This is a genomic window from Massilia norwichensis, assembly GCF_024753245.1.
Classification (GTDB): domain Bacteria; phylum Pseudomonadota; class Gammaproteobacteria; order Burkholderiales; family Burkholderiaceae_D; genus Telluria; species Telluria norwichensis.
Genome location: NZ_JANUGX010000017.1, coordinates 56,872 through 78,726 on the forward strand (window position 1 = coordinate 56,872; position 21,855 = coordinate 78,726).

At 65.5% G+C, this 21,855-nt stretch carries 23 protein-coding genes; 14 read left to right on the top strand and 9 right to left on the bottom strand.

What is annotated here, in order from left to right:
* Positions 1-87 precede the first annotated feature (87 nt).
* Positions 88-924 carry a xanthosine phosphorylase gene (gene xapA, locus NX782_RS14885; RefSeq protein ID WP_258846257.1) on the bottom strand — a complete coding sequence of 279 codons (837 nt, stop codon included), beginning with the start codon at positions 922-924 and terminating at the stop codon, positions 88-90.
* Between the two features lie 312 nt (positions 925-1,236).
* Between xapA and NX782_RS14890 the strand changes: the two genes are divergently transcribed.
* The 3 genes from NX782_RS14890 to NX782_RS14900 are packed head-to-tail and all read left to right on the top strand — an operon-like array spanning position 1,237 to position 4,174.
* Complete coding sequence (locus NX782_RS14890; protein WP_258846258.1) at positions 1,237-2,349, top strand: carbohydrate kinase; 1,113 nt, start codon at positions 1,237-1,239, stop codon at positions 2,347-2,349.
* A gap of 3 nt (positions 2,350-2,352) precedes the next feature.
* A complete protein-coding gene (locus NX782_RS14895; protein ID WP_258846259.1) occupies positions 2,353-3,264 on the top strand; it encodes a pseudouridine-5'-phosphate glycosidase in 912 nt (303 codons plus the stop codon).
* A 7-nt stretch (positions 3,265-3,271) separates the two neighbouring features.
* Complete coding sequence (locus NX782_RS14900; protein ID WP_258846260.1) at positions 3,272-4,174, top strand: LysR family transcriptional regulator; 903 nt, start codon at positions 3,272-3,274, stop codon at positions 4,172-4,174.
* 2 nt (positions 4,175-4,176) lie between these two features.
* On the opposite strand, the gene NX782_RS14905 is transcribed toward NX782_RS14900, so the two are convergent.
* The gene (locus NX782_RS14905; protein WP_258846261.1) at positions 4,177-4,599 is read right to left on the bottom strand and encodes a PACE efflux transporter; all 423 of its coding nucleotides are present in this window, start codon (positions 4,597-4,599) and stop codon (positions 4,177-4,179) included.
* An 86-nt stretch (positions 4,600-4,685) separates the two neighbouring features.
* Here NX782_RS14905 and NX782_RS14910 point away from each other — a divergent pair, with 86 nt between their 5' ends.
* From NX782_RS14910 to NX782_RS14920, 3 genes are all read left to right on the top strand, one after another.
* On the top strand, positions 4,686-5,579 hold the full coding sequence (locus tag NX782_RS14910; RefSeq protein WP_258846262.1) for a LysR family transcriptional regulator: 894 nt from the start codon (positions 4,686-4,688) through the stop codon (positions 5,577-5,579).
* A gap of 98 nt (positions 5,580-5,677) precedes the next feature.
* A complete protein-coding gene (locus NX782_RS14915) occupies positions 5,678-6,265 on the top strand; it encodes a hypothetical protein (protein WP_258846263.1) in 588 nt (195 codons plus the stop codon).
* A complete protein-coding gene (locus NX782_RS14920; RefSeq protein ID WP_258846264.1) occupies positions 6,262-6,525 on the top strand; it encodes a hypothetical protein in 264 nt (87 codons plus the stop codon). Before NX782_RS14915 ends, NX782_RS14920 begins: the two co-directional genes overlap by 4 nt.
* A 3-nt stretch (positions 6,526-6,528) precedes the next feature.
* On the opposite strand, the gene pcp is transcribed toward NX782_RS14920, so the two are convergent.
* Genes pcp through NX782_RS14935 form a run of 3 tightly spaced genes read right to left on the bottom strand, consistent with a single transcriptional unit; the run spans position 6,529 to position 8,865 of the window.
* A complete protein-coding gene (gene pcp / locus NX782_RS14925; RefSeq protein ID WP_258846265.1) occupies positions 6,529-7,194 on the bottom strand; it encodes a pyroglutamyl-peptidase I in 666 nt (221 codons plus the stop codon).
* Positions 7,195-7,198: 4 nt separating this feature from the next.
* A complete protein-coding gene (locus tag NX782_RS14930; RefSeq protein ID WP_258846266.1) occupies positions 7,199-8,155 on the bottom strand; it encodes a DUF979 domain-containing protein in 957 nt (318 codons plus the stop codon).
* Positions 8,152-8,865 (bottom strand): DUF969 domain-containing protein, encoded by a 714-nt coding sequence (locus tag NX782_RS14935; protein ID WP_258846267.1) that lies wholly within the window; start codon positions 8,863-8,865, stop codon positions 8,152-8,154. Before NX782_RS14935 ends, NX782_RS14930 begins: the two co-directional genes overlap by 4 nt.
* Before the next feature lie 215 nt (positions 8,866-9,080).
* On the opposite strand from NX782_RS14935, the gene NX782_RS14940 reads away from it, so the two are divergent.
* Entirely contained in the window at positions 9,081-10,232 is a 1,152-nt protein-coding gene (locus NX782_RS14940; RefSeq protein ID WP_258846268.1) for an NHL repeat-containing protein, read from the top strand.
* A gap of 22 nt (positions 10,233-10,254) precedes the next feature.
* Here the strand turns inward: NX782_RS14940 and NX782_RS14945 are convergent, their stop codons facing one another.
* A complete protein-coding gene (locus tag NX782_RS14945; protein ID WP_258846269.1) occupies positions 10,255-10,557 on the bottom strand; it encodes a YciI-like protein in 303 nt (100 codons plus the stop codon).
* A gap of 66 nt (positions 10,558-10,623) precedes the next feature.
* Between NX782_RS14945 and NX782_RS14950 the strand changes: the two genes are divergently transcribed.
* The 7 genes from NX782_RS14950 (at position 10,624) to NX782_RS14980 (ending at position 17,937) form a co-directional block, all read left to right on the top strand.
* A complete protein-coding gene (locus NX782_RS14950; protein WP_258846270.1) occupies positions 10,624-10,923 on the top strand; it encodes a PAAR domain-containing protein in 300 nt (99 codons plus the stop codon).
* A gap of 113 nt (positions 10,924-11,036) precedes the next feature.
* Positions 11,037-11,585, top strand: a complete 549-nt coding sequence (locus NX782_RS14955) for a DUF2231 domain-containing protein (RefSeq protein WP_258846271.1) — start codon at positions 11,037-11,039, stop codon at positions 11,583-11,585.
* A gap of 172 nt (positions 11,586-11,757) precedes the next feature.
* The gene (locus NX782_RS14960) at positions 11,758-12,777 is read left to right on the top strand and encodes an alpha/beta hydrolase (RefSeq protein WP_258846272.1); all 1,020 of its coding nucleotides are present in this window, start codon (positions 11,758-11,760) and stop codon (positions 12,775-12,777) included.
* A gap of 348 nt (positions 12,778-13,125) precedes the next feature.
* Positions 13,126-14,127 carry a BMP family lipoprotein gene (locus NX782_RS14965; protein WP_258846273.1) on the top strand — a complete coding sequence of 334 codons (1,002 nt, stop codon included), beginning with the start codon at positions 13,126-13,128 and terminating at the stop codon, positions 14,125-14,127.
* A gap of 226 nt (positions 14,128-14,353) precedes the next feature.
* Complete coding sequence (locus NX782_RS14970) at positions 14,354-15,883, top strand: ABC transporter ATP-binding protein (protein ID WP_258846274.1); 1,530 nt, start codon at positions 14,354-14,356, stop codon at positions 15,881-15,883.
* A gap of 1 nt (position 15,884) precedes the next feature.
* Complete coding sequence (locus NX782_RS14975) at positions 15,885-16,970, top strand: ABC transporter permease (protein ID WP_258846275.1); 1,086 nt, start codon at positions 15,885-15,887, stop codon at positions 16,968-16,970.
* Position 16,971: 1 nt separating this feature from the next.
* On the top strand, positions 16,972-17,937 hold the full coding sequence (locus tag NX782_RS14980) for an ABC transporter permease (protein ID WP_258846276.1): 966 nt from the start codon (positions 16,972-16,974) through the stop codon (positions 17,935-17,937).
* A 69-nt stretch (positions 17,938-18,006) separates the two neighbouring features.
* Here NX782_RS14980 and NX782_RS14985 read toward each other — a convergent pair whose 3' ends face one another.
* From NX782_RS14985 to NX782_RS14995, 3 genes are all read right to left on the bottom strand, one after another.
* Positions 18,007-18,867, bottom strand: a complete 861-nt coding sequence (locus tag NX782_RS14985; RefSeq protein ID WP_258846277.1) for a MipA/OmpV family protein — start codon at positions 18,865-18,867, stop codon at positions 18,007-18,009.
* 127 nt (positions 18,868-18,994) lie between these two features.
* Positions 18,995-20,056, bottom strand: a complete 1,062-nt coding sequence (locus NX782_RS14990; RefSeq protein ID WP_258846278.1) for a S1/P1 nuclease — start codon at positions 20,054-20,056, stop codon at positions 18,995-18,997.
* Positions 20,057-20,089: 33 nt separating this feature from the next.
* Positions 20,090-21,790, bottom strand: a complete 1,701-nt coding sequence (locus tag NX782_RS14995; protein ID WP_258846280.1) for a bifunctional metallophosphatase/5'-nucleotidase — start codon at positions 21,788-21,790, stop codon at positions 20,090-20,092.
* Positions 21,791-21,855: the final 65 nt, after the last annotated feature.

Genomic DNA, 21,855 nt, shown 5'->3' on the forward strand with positions numbered 1-21,855 from the left:
GTCGTTCCCGCGAAGGCGGGAACCCAAGTTCGTAGAGCAGTCGAAACGCACGCAAACTTGGGTCCCCGCCTTCGCGGGGACGACGTATTAGACGTTAATGGTCGTACCCAGGCGCTCAATAAATGCATGCATCAGCGCGACCAGGTCCTTGGCCGCGATGGCCGCGTACTTCAGGGTCTGCTCGTGCGACAGCGGGAACGGGGTCAGGCCTTCGGCCAGGTTGGTGATGGCGGACATGCCGGCGACCTTCAGGCCGCAGTGGCGGGCGGCGATCACTTCCGGCACCACCGACATACCGACCATGTCGGCGCCCATGGTACGGAAAGCGCGGATCTCGGCCGCGGTTTCGAAGTGCGGACCCGGGGTCGACAGGTAGACGCCTTCGTGCACGGTGATGCCCTTCTCGGCGGCCACGGATTTCACCAGTTCGCGGGTTTCCGCGTCATAGGCGTTGGCCATGCTGAAGAAGCGCGGGCCGAAGCGGTCGTCGTTCGGGCCGGCCATCGGGCTGCCCGGCAGCAGGTTGATATGGTCGGCCAGCACGACGATGCTGCCGGCGTCGACTTCCGGACGCAGCGAACCGGCGGCATTGGTGACGAACAGCAGTTCGCAGCCGATCAGCTTCAGGGTACGGACCGCGGACGTCATCACGCTGGCGCCGTAGCCTTCATAGAAGTGGCCGCGGCCCTTCATGCAGGCGACCGGCACGCCGGCCAGGGTGCCCAGCACCAGTTCGCCGGCGTGGCCGTGCACGGTGCTGATCGGGAAGCCAGGCAGGTCGGCGTAGCTGATCGCCACCGCGTCCGTCATCTGCTCGGCCAGCACGCCGAGACCGGAGCCGAGGATGAGCGCCACACGCGGCGTGAAACCGGGCTTGCGGGCACGGATGACGTCGGCGGCTTCGAATGGGGTGTTGCTGAGCATGAATGGCTTCCTTGTGAATTGCTGGATTGAGGTGTCTTGCTGGATGGACCGGAGAGGAACTAGCTGCAGGTGTTGCACGGAAAGCGGGAGTCCGGTGCACCAAATTAGTCAAACTATGCATTATCGTGGATTGGTATGGCAAATACCAAATTTTTGCTCGATTTATATGGAGAAGGTATAAATAAGCTATCCTGAATATTCGCTTGCAGATACATCGTGCAGCAGTCTCAGCGAAAGAGCGAAATGCTTGCATTGACGCTCCACAAACAAGTGTTTAACATCACAAACAATTGTTTAAACCCCTTCCCTACCGTGACCGAGCACTCAAAAAAACAACAGCTGCTTGAGCTGATCCGCGCGAATCCCTTCATTTCGCAGCAGGAGCTGGCAACCAGCCTGGGCTTGTCGCGCTCGGCCGTCGCCGGCTATATCGCCGGCCTGATCCGCGAGCGCAAGCTGCTCGGGCGCGCCTATGTGCTGCCCGATCGCCGTCCCGTGACCTGCATCGGCGCGGCCAACCTCGACCGCAAGCTGCGCTCGCTGGCCGGCATCGCCCTGCACACCTCGAACCCGGCCAGCCAGAGCGAATCCTTCGGCGGCGTCGCGCGCAACATCGCCGAGAACCTCGCGCGCCTGGGCACGCCTGTTGCTTTATTAACTGCAACTGGCAAGGACAGCTCGGGCGCCGCCCTGCTCGCGCATGCGCAGAGCCTGGGCATCGATACCGGCGGCACGCTGCAACTGCCCGACCTGGCCAGCGGCACCTACACGGCGGTGCTGGACCAGGATGGCGAGATGGTGGTGGCGCTGGCCGACATGGCCCTGTACGACCGCCTCGACCCGGCCTTCATCGCTAGCAGCCAGACCCGGATCGCGACCAGCGCGCTGGTGGTGGCGGACCTCAACCTGCCGCTGGACACGGTGGATGCCGTGGTCGCGCAGGCGCGCCGCGCGGAAGTGCCGCTGGTGCTGGTGGCGGTGTCGGAGCCGAAGATGGCGCGCCTGCCGCAGGATCTGTCCGGCGTGCGCCTGCTGATCCTGAACCGCGGCGAACTCGCGGCGCGGGTCGGGCGCGAGCTGGCCAGCGAGACGGCGCTGGACGCGGCGATCGCCGAAGTGCGGGCCCAGGGCGCGCGCGACCTGATCGTCACGCGCGGCGCCGAGGGGGTGATGTACACGCGCGGCGGCGCCGGCGAGGACCAGATCGTGCGCCTGTACGCGCACGGCGCGGAGGTGGTCGACGTCACCGGCGCCGGCGATGCCTTCGCGGCGGCCGTGTGCTGGTCGCTGATGCAGGATGGCGATGACCTCGAACTGGCCTGCCGGCGCGGGCTGAAACTCTCGGCGCTGACGCTCGGCGTGCCGGAAACCGTGCACCCGCGGCTCGCCCCGGACACACTCATGAACACGAACACCCAGGACTGAACCATGCAAAGCTTCCTCCAGTTTTCCCCCGAAGTACAGGCCGCCCGCGCCGCCGGCAAGCCGATCGTCGCGCTCGAGTCGACCATCATCTCGCACGGCATGCCCTACCCGCAGAACGTGCAGACCGCGCGCGAAGTCGAGCAGGTGATCCGCGATGCCGGCGCGGTGCCGGCCACCATCGCCATCATCGACGGCCGCATCTGCATCGGTCTGGCCGACGAACAGCTCGAGCTGCTGGGCCAGTCGAAGGACGCGATCAAGGTCAGCCGCCGCGACCTGGCCTACGTGCTGTCGCAAAAGAAGCTCGGCGCCACGACGGTGGCCGCCACCATGATCTGCGCGAAGCTGGCCGGCATCGAAGTCTTCGTCACCGGCGGCATCGGCGGCGTGCACCGCGGCGCCGAGACCAGCTTCGACATCTCGGCCGACCTGCAGGAACTGGCGCAGACCGGCGTCGCCGTCGTCTGCGCCGGCGTGAAATCGATCCTCGACATCGGCCTGACGCTCGAATACCTCGAGACCCACGGCGTGCCGGTGGTGAGCGTGGGCCAGGCCGCCTTCCCCGCCTTTTTCACGCGCGACAGCGGTTTCAAGGCCGACTTCCAGCTCGACACCCCGGAAGAGCAGGCACGCTTCATCCGCACCAAGTGGCAGCTCGGCCTGGAGGGCGGCGTGGTGGTCAGCAACCCGGTGCCGGAAGCATCCGCGATGCAGAGCGAAGAGATCGACGCCATCATCGCCCAGGCCCTGGGCGAAGCCGACGCACAGGGCGTGAAGGGCAAGCTGGTCACACCCTTCCTGCTGGCGCGCATCAAGGAACTGACGGGCGGGCGCAGCCTCGTGACCAACATCGCGCTGGTCAAGCACAACGCCCTGGTCGGCGCCAGGCTGGCCGTGGCACTCAACGCTGAATGACACGCCCATGTCGATCGACCTGAAGCAGCTCAAATACTTCCTCGCGGTGGCCGAAGAAAAAAGCTTCAGCCGTGCCGCCGAGCGCCTGCACATCTCGCAGCCGCCGCTGTCGCAGCAGATCATGAAGCTGGAGAGCGAACTGGGGGTGCGCCTGTTCGCGCGCACCACGCGCAGCTTCGAACTGACGGTGGCCGGCAAGGCCTTCATGCAGGAGGCCACCGAGCTGCTGGCCCGCATGCGGATGGCGGTCGACACCATCCGCCAGATCGACCGCGGCGAGGTCGGACGTCTGCGCGTGGGCATCGTCGGTTCGGCGATGTGGGGCCCGATCCCCGGCCTGCTGGAGCAGTTCCAGAGCCAGTTCCCGCGCGTGACCTGGACCATCCACGAACTCGGCCCGGACGAGCAGTGGGACGCGCTGCGCGGCAAGCAGATCGACGTCGGCTTCTGGCGCGAACCCAAGCGCGACGAGGACGATCTGAAACACGCGAACCTGCGCCAGGACCTCTGCTTCCAGGAGAACTACTGCGTGGCGGTGAACGCCCAGCACCCGTTGGCACGCAAGGACAGCATCGACCTGACGGACATCGCCGGCGAGCCGCTGCTGACCCTGCACCTCGACCAGTCGGCCGAGCCGCGCTACCTGGTCCAGTGCTGCGTGAACGCCGGCTTCCAGCCGACCATCTTCCAGGAAGCGGCCGAGCCCCAGACCCTGCTGGCGATGGTGGGCGCGGGCCTGGGCGTGGCCCTGATGCCGGAAACCACCGGCCGCATCGGCTGGCCCGGCGTGCGCTTCCTGCCGATCAAGGGCAATCCGCCGTCGGCGAACCTGTACATCACCTATCCGATCCAGGACGATGCGCCGGTGGTGCGGGCGTTTTTGAAAATCGTGAATCCGGAAGGCGAGTAAGCTTACTGAAGCGCGGACTTCGGCAGGCCGAACGCGAGGTCGAACGCCCAGTTGTAGCAGAAGCTGTAGATGAGGAAGAAGACAATGAAACCTGCGTTGAGCATGCACGCCTGCAGCAGGGAGACCTCGAGCCACCAGGCGAACAGCGGTATGCCTATCAGCAGCAGGACACTTTCGTAGCCGAGCGCATGTGCAATGCGCCGCGCCAGGCTGCGTCCGCGCACCCGCTGGCGCGCCTCCCATGCCTCGAACAGCGTGTTGTAGATGAAGTTCCAAGTCATCGCGATCGCCGACGAGACGAGCGCCAGCGCGCTCGCGTGGAGGGCGCCCTGGCCAGACACCCACACCATCGCCGCGGTGATACAGGCGACCGCAATCGCCTCGTACAGCGTCACGAAGACGATTTTCCGTTTCAGGCCTTGCATGTTTCCTCCCTTGAACTCGATGGCGCTAGTCTATGCAGGGTTTACTCGTGTATAAAGTCAGCTCCTTTGAGTTTTTCTGATAGATCGTGCCCTTCTCGAGCGACAGTGTCCGGGTTTTCCTCGCCGTGCTGGATCACGGCTCCTTCTCTGCCGCCGCACGTGCGCTGGGACGGGTGCCGTCGGCCGTCAGCCTCGTGATCGCGCAACTGGAGGCCGAGCTCGATCTGCCGCTGTTCGACCGCAGCACGCGCGAACCGCGGCCGACGGACGCGGCGCGCGCCCTGGAGCCGCGGGCGCGCCATGTGGCGAGCCAGTTGCGCCAGCTCGAGGCCGACGCGCTGTCGCTGCATCGCGGGCTCGAGCGCCGCCTGCGGATATCCATCGTTCCCGAACTGGTCTCCGGCCCGTGGACCGCGCCCCTGGCCGTGCTTGCGCAGGAATTCCCTTCGCTGGAAGTGGAGGTGCTCTCGGCGCCGCAAGCCGACGCCCTGCGTCTGCTGCACGAGGGCGCCATCGACCTGGCGATGGTCTTCGAGCGCGAACGCCTGGACGAGCGCGAGACGTTCGAAGAGGTCGGCAGCGACGTGATGGTCGCCATCCTGGCGCCCGGTTTTGCGGCGCCGTTCAAGGGAACCGGCACCTTGCGCGTCGAAGACCTGCTCGACCTGCGGCAAATCGCGATGACGAGCCGGCACGGCAGCCACCACGATTCCCGCCTCATCCTGTCGCGCCATGTGTGGCGCACCGACAGCCCGCTCGCCACGCTCAACCTGGTCGAGGCCGGCCTTGGCTGGGCATTGCTGCCGCGCGCCATGGTGCAGGCGGCGATCAAGGCGGGGACGGTGCGCGAAATCGACTTCGGCAATGCCAGCAATCCCTTGAAGCTGCTGGTCGATATCGTGTGGTCGCGCGAACGTCCGCAGGGACTCGGCGCACGCCGCTTCATCGCATTGATGAAAGAGGCCGGCCGCCGCGCCTAGCGCGCTCTTACTGTCGTGGTCCGATTCCAACACGGTGCTTGTGCGGCAGCGCGTCGGGCGGCGTTTTGGTCTAGGCTTTCCTGAACAGGGAGCCGATCATGTTCAAACGTGTTCTTGCGGCCTGCGCCGCCATCTGCACCAGCGTGGCCTTGCCGGCCGTGGCCCAGGACTTCTGGCAATTCAGCTATACCGGGTTTCGCATCCAGGATACCGGGCGCTTCGAACCGGGGATCAGCTTCGACGGCGCCTTCCGCGGCAGCGATGCCGACCATGATGGCAGGCTCGAACTCGGCGAACTCGACACCTTCTGGTGGAACGGCTACAGCTATTTCGAAAATCCCTACAGCCGTTGCAACGGGGCTTACTGTTCGCTCAAGGACTTCCGCTATGAACTCGGCAGCGGCCAGCTCTACTTCGACGCCGAATGGAGCTATTCGGACGAAGCGGCGTACAGCAGCACCAAGACCCTCGCTGGCCTGAGCCATACCTTTCATGGCGAAACCGGCTTCCGCCCACCCTTCAACATCTCCACCACGGTCTACCTGTGGACCGACCAGACCCGGTTTGCGATCTCGCCGCCGCCGGTGGACGAGCCGCCGATGCTGGCCTTGCTGCCTGCCGGGCTGCTGTTTGGCGCCGCATTGTTTAGAATGCGTGCCCGATCACCTTTGAAAGCACCACGATGAAACGAACCGACCTGGCCAAGGCCGATGCCAAAAAACTGTTGAACCAGGCGGGCCCACGCGCCCTCCCCTCCGGCACGGCCGGCGCGCAGCTGCCCGACCGCCGCGAACAGCGCGAGCGCGACCGGGCGCTCGGCCTGGTGCCCTTCGCAGTCAAGCTCAATGCTGACCTGGTCAAGCAGTTGCAAGCCCTGGCGCAGGAACGCGGGGGCGATATGAATGCGCTGGTGGCAGAGCTGCTGCAAAAAGGCCTGGCCGAATAAAGCTCAATGCGTGGCGCCGCCGGCGAGCGCCACGTCGACCTCCACCGCCAGCGCCACCTCCACCGCCACCCGCAATCCCGCCACGATCTCGTCCAGCGCCATCGAAGGCGTCGGCTGCACTGGATAAGCCGCCGCCTGCTCCGGCAGGAAAGGCACGTGGATGAAGCCCGCTTTTACCGCCTTCCCGTGCGAGCGCAGGTGGTGCATCAGCGCATAGAACACATGGTTGCAGACAAACGTGCCGGCGGTCTGCGACACGCCGGCCTTGATGCCTTGCGCGCGGATCGCCGCCGCCATGGCCTTGATCGGCAGGGTCGTGAAATAGGCCGCCGGGCCGCTTGCCACGATGGGCACGTCCACCGGCTGCTGCGCGGCGTTGTCGGGGATGCGGGCGTCGTCGACGTTGATGGCGATGCGCTCGATCGAGAGCTCGGGACGGCCGCCGGCCTGGCCCACGGCGATGACGAGGTCCGGCTGGAGCTCGTCGACGGCGGCGAGCAGCGTCTCGATGGAGCGACCGAACACGCAGGGCAGCTCGCGCGCCACCACCTGGAAAGGGATACCCGACTGCGCACCGGACCAGCCGTCCAGCAAACGCACGGCCTCCCACGAAGGATTGGTGGCGGCGCCGTCGAAAGGTTCGAAGCCGGTCAGGAGGACGGTTTTCATCAGCTTATCGATACATCAGGAAGTACAGCAGGACGATATTCGCCAGCAGCAGCGGCAGCGCGGTCGGCAGCTGGGCCTTGATCACGGCGTTCTTGTCCGGCAGCTCGAGCAGGGCCGCCGGCACGATGTTGAAGTTGGCGGCCATCGGCGTCATCAGGGTGCCGCAATAGGCGCTGAACATGCCGATCGCCGCCATCACGGCCGGATTCGCATGATACACCCCGACCAGCACCGGAATCCCGATGCCGCCGGCGATGACCGGAAAGGCGGCGAAGCCGTTGCCCATCACGACCGTGAACAGCGCCATGCCGATGCAGAAGGCGGCGCAGGCGACCAGGCGCGAATCCATCGGAATGTACGAGGTCGTGATGTGGGCCACCGCCTTGCCGACGCCGGCCTCGGAAAACAGCAGCCCGAGCACGGCCAGCATGTGCGGCAGCACCACCGCCCAGCTCATCGCGTCGATCAGGCGGCGCGCCTCGCGCACGCCCTGCAGCGGCGTGGCGCGCGTGAGCCAGCAGGCCAGCAGCAAAGCCACGATGGAGCCGCAGCCCATGCTCACCAGGGTCAGGTTCTTCGCGTCCAATAAGGGGGCGGCATCGATGCGCACGTCCTTCAGCAGCGTCGAGCCGATCATGGTCACGACCGGGATCGCCAGCGCCGGCACCAGCAGCTTGTGGCCCAGCCTCGACGCACTGGCGCGCCGCGCCTCTTCCGTCGGCAGCTCGGCCTTGCCGCCCTTGACCAGGCCACTGCCCGCCACCAGCGCCATCGCAACCATCAGCAGGCCGGTCGCCGCGGGCGGCATCCGCGCGCCGGCCAGGTAGAGCAGCGCGTACAGGCCCCAGAACAGCGCGCTCGTGAAACGGCGCGGATTGCTGCGGTCGCGCAGGTTCATGATGGCGGTGGCCGCGAACAGCAGGCCGACCAGGATGTAGAAATCGTCGAGCGCGAGGATCATCGTGCACCGCCGTTCGCGGCACCGCGCAGGATGCGGGCGTCGAGCCGGCGCAGGTTCCAGGCGTGGATCACGAAGGCCGTCACCGCGGTCGGGATGCCCCATAGCGCCATGTGCAGCGGATCGACTTCCAGGCCCTCGGCGCGCAGGATGGTCTGCATCAGCACGATGGCGCCGAAGGCCACGAACACGTCTTCGCCGAAGAACAGGCCGACGTTGTCGGTGGCTGCGCTCATCGCGCGGATGCGCTGGCGCATCGCTTCGTCGAGGCTGCGATTTTTCTCCCGATAGCGTGCCTCGGCGGCGGCTTCGGCCATCGGCGCCACCAGCGGCCGCACCATGTTCGGATGCCCACCCAGGCTGGTCAGGCCGAAGGCGGCGGCCAGCTCGCGCACCAGCAGATAAACCGTCAGCAGGCGCCCGGTGGTGGCAGAGCGGATCTTTGCGATGCTGGCCTGGGCATGTTCCTTCAGCCCGGCGCGCTCGAGCAGGCCGATCGCCGCCAGCGGCAGCAGCAGGATCAGCGGCAGGTTGCGCGTCTTGACGAAGGCCGTGCCGAGCGATTCCAGCAGGTGGATCGGCGACAGGCTGCCGGCGATCCCGGTCACCGCGCAGGCGGCGATCACGACCAGCACCGGATTCGCGCGCAGCAGAAATCCGGCAACGACGACGGCAATGCCGAGCAGCGGCCACAGGTTGACGGCAGTGTGCATGGGTCCCCAGCTGAGTTTTGTTAGCGCGGAGATATTACCTCAGCACGAAGACGACGCAGCGAATGGATGAGAGATACAGTCGCAATCCACCGTAGCGTGGCTTTTGGGTCAGAGAAACGGCCCCTGCATGGACACGCCATTTCCGCTTTGCGTGCGCGCATGCCGGATCGGTACACGACGACTATGCTCGATGGGTCAACCACGGGAGACCTGTCATGAAATCGCTCTTGCGCTGCGCGGCACTACTCGCTGCGCTCGGCCTCGCCAGCTGCGGCGGCGACGTCGGCATCGGCATCGGCGTCGTGTGGCACGACGGCCCCGATTACCCCTGGCCCAACCATCCGGACTGGCCCAGCTGGCCCGACCGGCCGCAGGGCGCCACCGGCCTCTTCCCCATCGCCGGGGACGTCTGCGACGTCTGCTCGGGCTCGAAGGACGGCACCGGCGCGGCGGCGCGCTTCAACGCGCCGGAAGGCATCGCCGCCGACACGGCCGGCAACCTGTACGTGGCGGAGCCCACCAGCGCGACCATCCGCAAGGTCTCGCCGCAGGGCGTGGTCACGACCCTGGCCGGCGCGCTGGGCGCGGTCGGCTACGCGGACGGCAAGGGCAGCGCCGCGCGCTTCAACCAGCCGTCCCGGCTCAGCACCGACACCCAGGGCAACGTCTACCTGACCGATACCGGCAACTCGGTGGTGCGCCGGATCGCCGCGGACGGTACGGTCGGCACGGTAGCCGGCAACGGCACCTGCGGCAGCGTCGACGGGCGCGCGACCGGCGCCCAGTTCTGCAATCCGAAAGGCATCGTGCTGGACCGCCGCGGCAACCTCTGGATCGCGGACACCGGCAACCACACGGTGCGCCGCATCGACGGCGCCGGGAACGTCACCACGGTGGCGGGTTCGCCGGGCGTGTGCGGCAGCGCGGACGGCCGCGGCGGCACGGCGCGCTTCTGCAACCCGCAGGATGTCGGCGTGGACGAATGGGATAACTTGTACGTGGTCGATACCGGCAACTCGACCATCCGGATGATCAACCCCAAGGGAGAGGTCAGCACGCTGGCGGGCCAGGCCGGCCAGTGCGGGGCGACTGACGGCAGCGCGACCGTGTCGCGGCTGTGCGCACCCAGCGCCATCGCGGTCGAGGGCAACGATCTGTATGTCGCGGACACCGGCAACGCCACCATCCGCAGGATCAACCTCGACAACGTGACCAGCACCGTGGCGGGCGTCGCCGGCCGTCAGGGCATCGTTCTGGGCGCCCTGCCCGGCGGCCTGGATCGGCCGGCAGGCGTGGCGCGCGCGCCGGACGGCTCGTTTGCGCTCACGACCCACAATCTGGTCGTGAAGCTGCTGCCGGCAAAGTAGGATTTTCCGGCTTGGGTCCGGATTATTCCGGGCGCACCGGCGTGGTCGCGTCCTTGCCCACCACCGTGGTCCATGGACGCACGATCCAGCTCTGGACCAGACCTTCGGTCACGTAGGGATCGGCCTTGGCGAAGCGCTCGGCCACTTCCGGCGAGTCGCCCTTGAACAGCAGGACAGCGTAGTCGGCTGGTTCGGCCAGGGCGCCGGCGATCACGATCTCGCCGCGCTGCTCGGCCTCCCAGGCCAGTTTCAGGTGTTCGTTGCGGAATTCGCCGCGGCGGGCCAGGTAATCGGGGGCCAGTTCGTACATCAGCAGGTAGTGCACATCGTCTCCAATAAGGTACGGAAGGGATCAAAATGATTGACCATCTTAACCGATACCATGGCCCCCATGAAACGCCACCTCATTACCCTGGGCGCCCGCACGACTGCCAACGGCGTCGTCACCTCGGCCTCGAGCCGCATAACGATCGATGGCGCCCGTGTCGCCCTCGAAGGCGATGAAGTCAGCTGCCATGCCTGCGGCAGCACCGGTCTTATCCGCTGTACGGGGCCGCGCACGCCCGAGCGCTTCAACGGCCGGCTGGTTGCGCTGGAAAACGATGAGTGCGTGTGCAACTGCGCCACACCGCCCAGGCTGCTGCCGAGCCAGCACCTGCGCTACCAGAACGTCGACGACAGCAGCCGCTGAACAAAAGAGCGCATGACGATGCCCGTCTAGCGTGCGAGTCGTACGGACGGCTTGTGCCACACTGCCCACTCCCCTCGACAGTCCGCACAAGCTCCCATCTCACGGAGGAACACATGCCCAAATCGACCTTTGCCGGCCATCCGCTGCATCCGATGCTGATCGTTGCGCCCGCCGCCCTGATTCCCTTCGGCTTCATCCTGGACGCGATGGCGCGCTCCACCGACAACGACGACTACGCGAACGCCGGGTTCTACAGTCTGACGGGCGGCCTGATCGGCGGGCTGGCGGCGGGCGTCGCCGGTGCCATGGACTACATGGCGATCGAGTCGGAAACCGAGGTCAAGCGCACGGCGAATGTGCACGCGATCCTGAACGGCGGCGCGCTGGCGCTGACGGCGGCGAATGTCGCCATGCGCCGCAACGAATACAAGCATGGCGGCAGCGGCGCCACCCTGGCCATGGGCGCGCTGGCGGCGCTGGGCGTGTTCGTGTCGGGCTGGTTCGGCAGCAAGATGGTCTACGAACAGGGCATGCGCGTAAAAGGCGTCAGCCCGGTCGAGGACAAGCCCGAGCTCAAGACCCTGCCCGCCGACGCGCGCGTCGAGCAGGCGCTGCACAAGGCAGAACTGTATGCGCCGTCCGCCGGCCCGACCATGCATTGAGCAATGAACGGGTGGCCTGCAGCCTCGCCTCAGTCATGGTATTGTTGCGTTATGGCAACGTTGCGCAGGTAATTAACACGCTTCCATGGCTTTGTACCTCAGCGCACAGAACGTTTCACGATGGCAGAGGTAGACTGAAAGCATGGACACTCGGAAAAAAGTAGCGGCGGGAATGGCTGGCTTTGCCAGCATGCTGTGGCTGGGCCTCACGGCCGCGGTCGCGGCCAACCAGCGACGCCTGGTGTTCAATCCGACCGTCGAGCGCGAAGTGAAGAGCCCGCGCAGCAGCGGTCACCGCACCCGTCCGGTGGTGCTGCGCGCCGCCGACGGCACCCGCCTGTGCGGCTGGCTGATGACGCCCAAGATTCCGGGTCCGCATCCGGCCGTCATCTATTTCGGCGGCCGCTCCGAGGAAGTGTCGTGGGTGGTGCGCGATGCCGGCAAGCTGTTCCCCAACATGACCGTGCTGGCGGTGAATTACCGCGGCTACGGCGAATCCCATGGCGACCCGGCCGAGATCCGCATGGTCGAAGATGGCTGCATGCTGTTCGACTGGATGCGTGCGCGCGCCCACGTCGATCCGCAACGCATCGCGGTGGTCGGCCGCAGCCTGGGTTCCGGTGTGGCGGTGCAGGTCGCGAAGGAGCGTCCGGCGCATTCGGTGGTCCTGATCACGCCCTACGATTCGATCCTGGCGATCGCCAAGCGCAAGTTCCGCGTAATGCCGATCGAGTACATGCTGCGCCACCGCTTCGAGTCGATCAAATACGCGCCGGCGCTGAAGGCCCCGACCTATGTGTTGCGCGCCGCCTTCGACGACGTGGTGCCGCACTCGCATACCGACCAGCTGGTCGCCAAGCTGGCCCAGCTGTGCGGCGACGACATCGTGCCCGAGTCGGACCACATGAATATCCCTTACCTGGAAGACACGCAGAGCCGCATCGCGAACTTCCTGACCGCCCAGTTCGGCAAATCGCTGGCCGAAGCCGCTGCGGCCGGCAGCCCGGCCTCCGAACAGGTACAGGCGCAGGTGCAGATCGAAGCCCAGGTCCAGGCCATCGCCGCTGCCGCCGGCGTGATTTCCGCACCGGCCATCGCTGCCGCCGCTATCGATGCGGCGCCCGTCCTGCTGCCGCCGCCCGGCGCAGCCATCCTTCCTGCAACGGCCGAACTCCCGGTCTCCGGCAAATAGAGCACTCACTCTAGCTTTAGCCTTTTTGTTATTACGCACAGGCTAACAGCTGTGGTTTTCTGTTAGAAACACCTGAAAAGGTGCACTATTTATATTTCAACTAAATAAATTGCGAAGTAAAATCGTATTTGCCACGAATAAACGGGCTGATGCATAGTTTGCAAAGCTGAAGGTCTCCGGATTGCGCCCTTGCGCCCGGCTTCGACCGATACAAATCGTAACGACAGGATATATCTAGATTTGACAAAATCCGCTGGCACAGGGCCGCGGATTGCTGGTCCTTGCTTTGCCGCTTCCCATCGCAGCCCTTGCGCCGGGTACAATATCAGGATTCCAGGAGCCATTTACATGAAATTCAAGCAACTCAGTATGACGATCGCGGCGCTGTGCGTCGCCGGTAGCGCCGCCGCGGCAGCGGGTGCACCGAAGCTGGGCATCGTCTACGACGCCGGCGGCAAGTTCGACAAGTCGTTCAACCAGTCGGCAGCCGAAGGCATTGAGCGCTTCAAGAAACAAAACGGCATCAACGTCTTCGAAGCCCAGGCCAGCAGCGATACCCAGGCCGAGCAGGTGCTGCGCGGCCTCGCCCGCAAGAAGCTGGACCTGATCATCTCGGTCGGTTTCTCGCAGACCCAGGCTGTGCAGAAGATCGCCGCCGAATTCCCGGCCGTGCACTTCGTGCTGATCGACGGTAACGCCACCGGCAAGAACGTCAACTCGATCCTGTTCAAGGAACAGGAAGGCTCCTACCTGGCCGGCGTGGCCGCCGCAATGGCAGCCAAGTCGGGCAAGATCGGCTTCGTCGGCGGCATGGACATCCCGCTGATCCGCGCCTTCGCCTGCGGCTACAGCCAGGGCGCCAAGGCCATCAATCCGAAGATCGACGTGCAGCAGAACATGGTCGGCACCACCGCCGCCGCCTGGAACGACCCGGCCAAGGGTGGCGAACTGGCGCGTGCGCAGTTCGACCGCGGCGCCGACGTGGTGTTCGCCGTGGCCGGCGGTTCGGGCCTGGGCGTGATCCAGATGGCCAAGACCAAGGGCAAGCTGGCGATCGGCGTCGACTCCAACCAGAACGACATCCAGCCGGGTTCGGTACTGACCTCGATGGTCAAGAACGTCGGCAACGCCGCCTACGATGCGCTGATGCAGGCCAAGGCCGGCCAGTTCTCTTCCGGCGTGACCTACAAGGGCCTGAAGGAAGGCGGCGTCGACTGGGCACTGGACAAGAACAACCGCGCCATCGTCCCCGCAGCCATGGAAAAACGCGTGAACCAGGCCAAGGCCGACATCATCAGCGGCAAGATCAAGGTCGTTGATTACCGCGCTGCCGGCTCGTGCCCACAATAAAGGTATTCCCATAACGTAAAAGGACCCTGCAAAACCGTAGCGAGCGGCAGCAGTTTCGGTTGAGAAGCGCAGCTGTACTTACGGTACAGCGAGCATCGCAGACCGAAAATGCAACGCGCAGTAGGTTTGGCAGGGTCCCACCACAAGCGCGCCGCGCCGGTTTCCCCGGCGCGGCGCGTTTTTGAATAATGCACTCCGTCTTTACTTACTCTGACTACAGATCGCTATGCAGCCAGCCGTAGAATTTCGCAACATTAGCAAAGCCTTCGGGGCGGTGCAGGCGAATGCAGACGTCAGCTTCTCGATTGCCAAAGGTTCGATCCACGGCGTGATCGGTGAAAATGGCGCCGGCAAGTCGACCCTGATGAGCATCCTGTACGGCTATTACAACGCCGACAAGGGCCAGGTCCTGATCGATGGCCAGGCGCAGGACATCCGCACCAGCCACGAAGCCATCGCACTGGGCATCGGCATGGTGCACCAGCACTTCATGCTGGTCGAGAACATGACCGTGCTCGACAACGTCATGCTGGGCAACGAAGGCGGCTTCAAGCTGGCTGCCAAGCGCGGCGCCGTCGAAGCGAAGCTGCGCGAGATCTGCGAGCGTTATCGCCTCGACGTCGATCCGCTGGCCACCGTCCACGATCTGTCGGTCGGCGCCCAGCAGCGCGTCGAGATCCTCAAGCAGATCTACCGCAGCGCCAACATCCTGATCCTGGACGAGCCCACCGCCGTCCTGACCGCCCAGGAAACCGCGTCGCTGTTCGAAATCCTGCGTCTGTTCAAGGAACAGGGCAAGACCATCATCCTGATCACCCACAAGCTGCAGGAGATCAAGGACATCACCGACGAGGTGACGGTCATGCGCGCCGGCCGCGTGGTCGGCGCCGTGAAAACCGCGGAGACCACGAAGGAACAGCTGGCCAACATGATGGTCGGCCGCCCGATCCAGAGCGAGCTGCCGCGCGCGCCCTACAAGCCGGGCGCCGAGGTGCTGAAGGTCTCGAATGTGCAGCTGAAGGACGCCAACGGCGTGGCCCTGCTGTCCGACATCGACTTCACCCTGCGCGCCGGCGAAGTCGTGGCGATCGCCGGCGTGTCCGGCAACGGCCAGAGCGAGCTGCTCGAGATCCTGTCCGGCATGCGCCTGCCGAGCGCCGGTAAAGTGGAGTTTCTCGGCAAGGACCTGCCTTTCGCCGGCCGTTCGAATGCCGACGGCCTGCCCGCCACCTTCCGCGAACTGGGCATCGGCCACGTGCCGGAAGACCGCCTGCGCGACGGCGTGATCAAGGATTTCTCGGTCATGCAGAACACCGTGTTCGGCTACCAGGACCACGTCAAGAACCGCTGGGGCCTGTTCGACTTCAGGAAGATCGCTCAGCGCTGCGCCGGCCTGATGCAGGCTTTCGACGTGCGTCCGAACAATCCGGACCTGCGTATCGGCCTGCTCTCGGGCGGCAACCAGCAGAAGGTCGTGATCGCGCGCGAAGTCGCGGCCAAGCCGAAGATGATGCTGGTCGGGCAGCCGACCCGCGGCGTCGACATCGGCACCATCGAGAGCATCCACACCCAGCTGCTGCGCCTGCGCGACGAGGGCGTGGCGATCCTGCTCTCCTCCGTGGAACTGGAAGAAGTGCGCGCCCTGGCCGACCGCATCCTGGTGATGTCGGGCGGGCGCATCACCGGCATCCTGCCGATCGAAGAATTCGACACCACCCGCATCGGCCTGCTGATGGGCGGCCTGCACAAGTCATAACATGAAGACCACTGAACTCCCACGCTGGGCCACGGGTTTCGTCCTGCCCATCCTGAACCTGCTGTCGGCGCTGCTGGTCGCGGCGCTCGTCATCCACCTGCTGGGCGAGAGCCCGCTGGAATCGATGCAGATCCTGATCAACAGCGCGATCGTCAATCCGGAAGGACTGGCCTACACGCTGTTCTACGCCTCGACCTTCATCTTCACCGGTCTGGCGGTATCGATCGCGATGCAGGCGGGCCTGTTCAACATCGGTGCCGAAGGTCAGATGTATGTCGGCGGCCTCGGTATCACGCTGGCCATGCTGGCGTTCGATGCCAGCATGCCGGCCTGGGCCCTGATCCCGATCGGCATGATCGGCGCGGCCCTGTTCGGCGGCCTGTGGGCCTTCCTGCCGGGCTACCTGCAGGCCAAGCGCGGCAGCCACGTGGTGGTCACGACCATCATGTTCAACTTCATCGCCGCCAGCCTGATGAACTTCCTGATCGTGAAGTACATGATCCCGGAAGGCGAGCAGAATCCGGCTTCGCGCGTGTTCTCCGACGCCGCCGCGATGCCGCTGCTGAACGCCTGGTTCCCGGTCCTGGGCGACACCCCGCTCAACATCAGCTTCCTGATCGCGATCGTGGCTCTGGTGATCTACGGCGTGGCCGTGTGGCGTTCCTCGTGGGGCTACAAGCTGCGCGCGACCGGTTTGAACCAGCACGCGGCGCACTACGCCGGCGTGAAGATCAGCCGCACCATCATCGTCACCATGCTGGTCTCGGGCGCGCTGGCCGGCCTGGCCGCGGTCAACTCGGTGCTCGGCTCGACGCACTACCTGTCGCTGAACTTCCCGGCCGGCGCCGGCTTCGTCGGCATCGCGATCGCGCTGATGGGCCGCCAGCACCCGATCGGCATCTTCCTGTCGTCGGTGCTGTTCGGCGCCCTGATCCAGGGCGGCTTCGACCTCTCGCTGGAAAAACCGAACATTCCGCAAGAGACCTTCATCTTCATTCAAGGCCTGATCATCCTGTTCTGCGGCGCGATGGAAAACTTCTACGGGCCGGCCGTTCTGAAACTGATCAACCTCGGTAAGGGTAAATAAAATGGAAGACCTTCATCTCGCCAGCATCGTCGTCTCGACGATCCGCAATGCGCCGGTGCTGATGTTCGCCGCGATGGCCGGCCTGTTCGCCGAACGCAGCGGCGTGGTCGATATCGGCCTGGAAGGCAAGATCCTGGCCTCGGCCTTCGTTTCCGCCGCGGTCGCCTACACGACCCAGAATCCGTGGTACGGCATCCTGGCCGGCGTGCTTGTGTCGAGCGCGCTGGCCATGGTCCAGGCTTTCGTCGCCATCACGCAGAAGGGCAACCAGCTGGTGTGCGGCATCGCCATCAACATCGCGATGAGCGGCCTGACCTTCGTGCTGGCCCAGTTCTTCTTCCAGCAGGGCGGCCGCACGCCGGACCTGGGCGCCGCGCGCCTGACCGACGTGGTCTTCCCCGGCACCGCGGCCATGGACAACATCCCGGTGATCGGCTGGCTGTACGGCCACGTGATCGGCGGCCAGTCGATCCTGGTCTACCTGGCGTTCCTGCTGGTGCCGATCGTGCACTGGGTGATCTACCACAGCCGCTTCGGCCTGCGCCTGCGCGCCTGCGGCGAGAACCCGCACGCGGCCGATGCCGCCGGCGTCTCGGTCGAGCGCACCCGCTACCTGGCCATGTTCGTGGCCGGCGTGCTGTGCTCGTTCTCCGGCGCCTACCTGGCCATCGTCCAGAGCGGCTTCTTCCTGCGCGACATGTCGGCCGGCGCCGGCTACCTGGCCCTGACCGCCCTGGTGTTCGGCAACTGGCGCCCGATCTTCACGGTGCTGGGCTGCCTGATGTTCGGCCTGTTCGGTGCGATCCAGATCCAGCTCGAAGGCGTCGACCTGCCGGTGGTCGGCCGCATCCCGGGCTCGCTGATCCAGATGATCCCTTACGTCGTCACGGTGGTCGTGCTGGCCGGTCTGATGGCGAAGTCGGTGGCGCCGAAAGCCATCGGCAAACCTTTCGTCAAGTCCCGCTAAAGCGACCGTGGGCACGGGGAGCCCACCCTACCGGATGCGTAGGGTGGGCTCCCGAGCCCACGCTGACACTTACTCCGCCCCGCGTGCTCGCGCCTGCGAGCGTGCAAAAGTCCACACCAATCCCACGAACGCCGACGTCCCGCTGGACTTGCGCATCAGCGGACTGTCTTCGTTGGCCGCGCCCGAATACACCTCGTAACGCAGTGCGGTGAACAGGCGCAGGTCCGGGTTCAGGCGCAGCGTGCCCCCTACCCCAGTGCGCACCAGCATCAGGCCGGCATCGGCGTGGTAGGCCGGACGCTCCGCCGTCGCGTACTGCGGTTCCACCTCATAGAAATAGCGGTTCACGCGGCGGTCGCCGAACACGGCGCCGAGCTGGGCTTCCAGCGTCCAGCGCGCGCCTTCGCCGCGGTTTTCCCATACCACGCGCGGCTCCATCGTCCAGCCCTGGCGGCGCAGGCCGCCGCGGGCTTCGATCACGGCGCGCAGCGGCAGGTCGAAGCGCACCCTCCCCTGCTCGCCCAGGTCGGCAAACTTGTACTTCACGCGCGGCCCGAATTCCAGCAGCGTGCCCAGGTCCGGCATGCCGCGCCGTGCCTCGACGTCATCCGAATGCGCCGGCAGCGAACCCGAGAAGCCAATGTCGAATTCCACCTTGTCGGTGTTCAGCAGGCGCGCACCGACGCCGTTCTGGTCGGCGCGGAAGACCTTGCCCCTGTAGATCAGGAAAGGCAGGACCAGGCCACGGTTCGAGCGGTCCGACGCGCCCGGATAGGCCGGGGTGCTGAAACCGGCGGCGCCGATCCCGGCTTCCCACAGCGGGAGATTGCGCTCGACCGGTTCGACGCGGTCGGCGGGCTTCGATTGGGCGGCGGCGAGCGTGGGCAGGAGGGAGGCGGCCGCGAGGGCCAGGAGGCAGGATGTGCGCATGAATGGATGCAAAGATAAGATTGTCGACATTCTAACGGCACAAAACAAAAACCGCCGCGCACCCTGCGGTACGCGGCGGTTTTGAGCGGCGTTCGCGTGGGCACCCTGTGCCCACGCGAACAATTACTTACTGGTAAATCGCCTGCAGCAACTGCGCCAGATGATACCCACCCTTGATCAGCTGTTCCTTGGCAATCTGCGAGCTCGGCACCGGATAGTTCTGCGGCACTTCCAGGCTCCAGGTGTAATAGGTCTCGCCCTTCTTGCTGGTCTGCGGCGTGATCTTGCCGACGCTGACCCCGTCGAAGGCGCGCTTCGACACGGCCAGCGCATCGTCGGCCCACTGGTAGGGCCAGGTCGCCAAGTCGCCGGTCGGCGCGGCGATGGCCGGCTTGCTGTCGATTGCGGCCTGCGCGAACTTTTCCGGGGTCTTGGTCTGGATGCGGCGGAAGGCGTAGTTGACGGTGGTGCTGTCCCAGTAGGAGTGGAAAGGCTTGGTCAGCGCCTTCGGCACGCCTTCCTTCAGCGGCTTCGCTTCTTCCGGCGGGATCACGTTCGACAGCTTGGCCACCAGGCCGGTGAGCTTTTCGTCGTCCATGATGAAGTTGTTGCCGCCGCGCGAATCGAAGATCGCGGTTTCGTCGATCTCGGCCTTGGTCTTCGGCACCACGAACTTGCCTTCCTTGTTCACGAAGGCGGCGCCCACGTGCAGCGGCTGGTGGATATCGCCGGTCATGTGGGTGATCAGGATCAGCGCCTGGCGCTTGGTGAACTTGTGCGGGTTGGTGGCCGGGGTGTCCTTGCCCTGCAGGACGGCGATCGCCTGCTTCAGGGTCTGCACGATGTCGTCGTCGAAGGTGCCGGCGGCGCCGTCATGGTAGTGGTCGAGCTGGAACGGCACGTCGGTGTAGTGGTACTCGCTGTGCTTCGGGTTCGCGTTCACGTATTCGATCATGTCCGGGCTCTGCGGGCCGCAATAGGTGCCCTTCACGCAGTCCGGCCAGCTCGAGATCGATTCCAGGGTTTCGCCCGGATTCAGGATGGATTTGACCTGCTGTTCGGCCTTGCTGCCCTTGATCAGCTTGTCGGCGATGGCACCTACCGCGCTGTGGCCGTCCTTGCCCCAGGCGAGTGCGTCGGTCGAGGCGAAGGCGCCTGCCAGCGCGAGTACACAAGCGAGTTTTTTCATGTTCGTTCCTTGTTGCGTTTCAAAATTCCAGGGTCAGCGCACTTTCTGGATGCGCGGCTGGGGCGCGGCCAGCGAGCTTGCGCCGATATCGGGGTTCTGCTTCAGGTAGGCGATCAGGGCGTCGAGGTCGCGCATGCCGAGGTCCTTGCGATTGACACCCTGGGCCAGGGCCGGGAAGTTGTCGCCGCCTTCGGCCAGGAAGTTGTTGGCCACGATGCGGTAGGTTTTATTCTCCTCGACCGGCTTGCCGTCCACCTTCAGGCTGCCCGGCACCAGGCGCTGGCCCACCGGACGGGTGCTGTCCCAGGCATACGACAAGCCGCGCGAGACTTGAAGCATGTACTGGCTGTTCCCCGGACGGTCCCACTGCTGCTCGAGCATCGCGCGCAGTTGCGCGCCCGTGATGTCCAGCACCACCAGCGTGTTACCGAAGGGGAGCACGGCCTGGGCCTGGCCGAAGCTGACCACGCCATTGCTGCCCGCTTCCAGGTCCTTGCGGATGCCGCCCGGGTTCATGAAGCCGAGCTGCACGCCCTGGTCGCGGGTGGCGGCGACGACCGCATCGGCGATCAAGTTGCCCAGCGGCGATTCGCCCGACTCGCTCTCCTTGCGCGGCACGCCGGCGGCGCCGATGCGCGCAACCGGCTTGGCCAGTTCCGCGGTGCTGCGCGCGCGCACGTCGTTCAGGTAGGCACTCAATTGCGCATCCGGGGTGAAAGCGCCCGGCGCCATCACCACATTGCGCACCTGGATGTCGTCGACGCGGCCGCTGGCGCCGTCGACCGTCATCTTGATCCGCGAGAGCACGTGACCGGCATAGTCGGCCTGGGTCACGACGCGGCCGTCGACCTTGCACAGGTAACCCTTGTGCGAATGGCCGGTGATGACCAGGCGGATCGCCGGGTCGAGCTTTTTCACGATGCCGACGATCGGTCCCTGCAGGCCGTCGCAGTAAGTCTTGTCGAAGGCTTCGCCGGTGTGGCCGCCTTCGTGGATCAGGACCACGAACACCTGCGCACCCTGGGCGCGCATGGCGGGCATCATCTTGTTGATCGATTCCGCCTCGTCGAGGAAGGACAGGCCCTTGACGGCCGAAGCCACCGCCACCGAGGGCGTGTCCTTCAGCACCGCGCCGACCAGGCCGACCTTGACGCCCTTGACGTCGACGACGCGCCAGCCCGGCACCAGGTTCTTGCCGGTCTGCGCGTCGACCACGTTGGCCGCCAGGTAGCTGAAACCGGCGCCGCGGAAGTCCTTCGTCAGCTGGCAGGCCTTGCTCGGGCGCGGCGACTCGCAGCCGCCGTGCTGCTGGCGCAGCAGCTCTTCCCTGCCCTGGTCGAACTCGTGGTTGCCCAGCGAGCTCGCGACCAGTCCCATGCGGTTCATGGCCTCGATCGCCGGTTCGTCCGCGAACATCGAGGACATCGCCGGGCTGGCGCCGATCAGGTCGCCGGCGGCGACGAACAGCAGGTCCTTGTCTTCCTTGCGGAAGGCATCCAGCGCGCCTTTCAACAGGTCGATGCCGCCGGCCTGGATGGTCTGCTTCTTATCGCTGCCCGCAGGCGCGTAGCTGTACTTGCTCGGCTCGAGATTGCCGTGGAAATCGTTGAGGGCGACGAGATTGAGCTCGACGGGGCCGCGCGGCGCCGATGCGGGCGCGCTCGCGCAACCCGCCAGCACCAGGCCGGACGCCAGCACGGTGAGGCCGGCGCGGACAGGACGGGAAACGGTCATGAAGTAGTAAACCTTATCTTGTTGCGACAAACTAAGCCGGGAATTATTGCATGTAATCCAGCCGT

Coding starts and splice junctions, on each gene's coding strand:
- NX782_RS14935 (WP_258846267.1), bottom strand. CDS start 8,865: ATGCACACTGCCGTCAACCTGTGGCCGCTGCTCGGCATTGCCGTCGTC.
- pcp (WP_258846265.1), bottom strand. CDS start 7,194: ATGAAAACCGTCCTCCTGACCGGCTTCGAACCTTTCGACGGCGCCGCC.
- NX782_RS14950 (WP_258846270.1), top strand. CDS start 10,624: ATGAAACGCCACCTCATTACCCTGGGCGCCCGCACGACTGCCAACGGC.
- NX782_RS14975 (WP_258846275.1), top strand. CDS start 15,885: ATGAAGACCACTGAACTCCCACGCTGGGCCACGGGTTTCGTCCTGCCC.
- NX782_RS14900 (WP_258846260.1), top strand. CDS start 3,272: ATGTCGATCGACCTGAAGCAGCTCAAATACTTCCTCGCGGTGGCCGAA.
- NX782_RS14905 (WP_258846261.1), bottom strand. CDS start 4,599: ATGCAAGGCCTGAAACGGAAAATCGTCTTCGTGACGCTGTACGAGGCG.
- NX782_RS14980 (WP_258846276.1), top strand. CDS start 16,972: ATGGAAGACCTTCATCTCGCCAGCATCGTCGTCTCGACGATCCGCAAT.
- NX782_RS14985 (WP_258846277.1), bottom strand. CDS start 18,867: ATGCGCACATCCTGCCTCCTGGCCCTCGCGGCCGCCTCCCTCCTGCCC.
- NX782_RS14915 (WP_258846263.1), top strand. CDS start 5,678: ATGTTCAAACGTGTTCTTGCGGCCTGCGCCGCCATCTGCACCAGCGTG.
- NX782_RS14995 (WP_258846280.1), bottom strand. CDS start 21,790: ATGACCGTTTCCCGTCCTGTCCGCGCCGGCCTCACCGTGCTGGCGTCC.
- NX782_RS14990 (WP_258846278.1), bottom strand. CDS start 20,056: ATGAAAAAACTCGCTTGTGTACTCGCGCTGGCAGGCGCCTTCGCCTCG.
- NX782_RS14930 (WP_258846266.1), bottom strand. CDS start 8,155: ATGATCCTCGCGCTCGACGATTTCTACATCCTGGTCGGCCTGCTGTTC.
- NX782_RS14970 (WP_258846274.1), top strand. CDS start 14,354: ATGCAGCCAGCCGTAGAATTTCGCAACATTAGCAAAGCCTTCGGGGCG.
- NX782_RS14960 (WP_258846272.1), top strand. CDS start 11,758: ATGGCTGGCTTTGCCAGCATGCTGTGGCTGGGCCTCACGGCCGCGGTC.
- NX782_RS14940 (WP_258846268.1), top strand. CDS start 9,081: ATGAAATCGCTCTTGCGCTGCGCGGCACTACTCGCTGCGCTCGGCCTC.
- NX782_RS14955 (WP_258846271.1), top strand. CDS start 11,037: ATGCCCAAATCGACCTTTGCCGGCCATCCGCTGCATCCGATGCTGATC.
- NX782_RS14895 (WP_258846259.1), top strand. CDS start 2,353: ATGCAAAGCTTCCTCCAGTTTTCCCCCGAAGTACAGGCCGCCCGCGCC.
- NX782_RS14920 (WP_258846264.1), top strand. CDS start 6,262: ATGAAACGAACCGACCTGGCCAAGGCCGATGCCAAAAAACTGTTGAAC.
- NX782_RS14965 (WP_258846273.1), top strand. CDS start 13,126: ATGAAATTCAAGCAACTCAGTATGACGATCGCGGCGCTGTGCGTCGCC.
- xapA (WP_258846257.1), bottom strand. CDS start 924: ATGCTCAGCAACACCCCATTCGAAGCCGCCGACGTCATCCGTGCCCGC.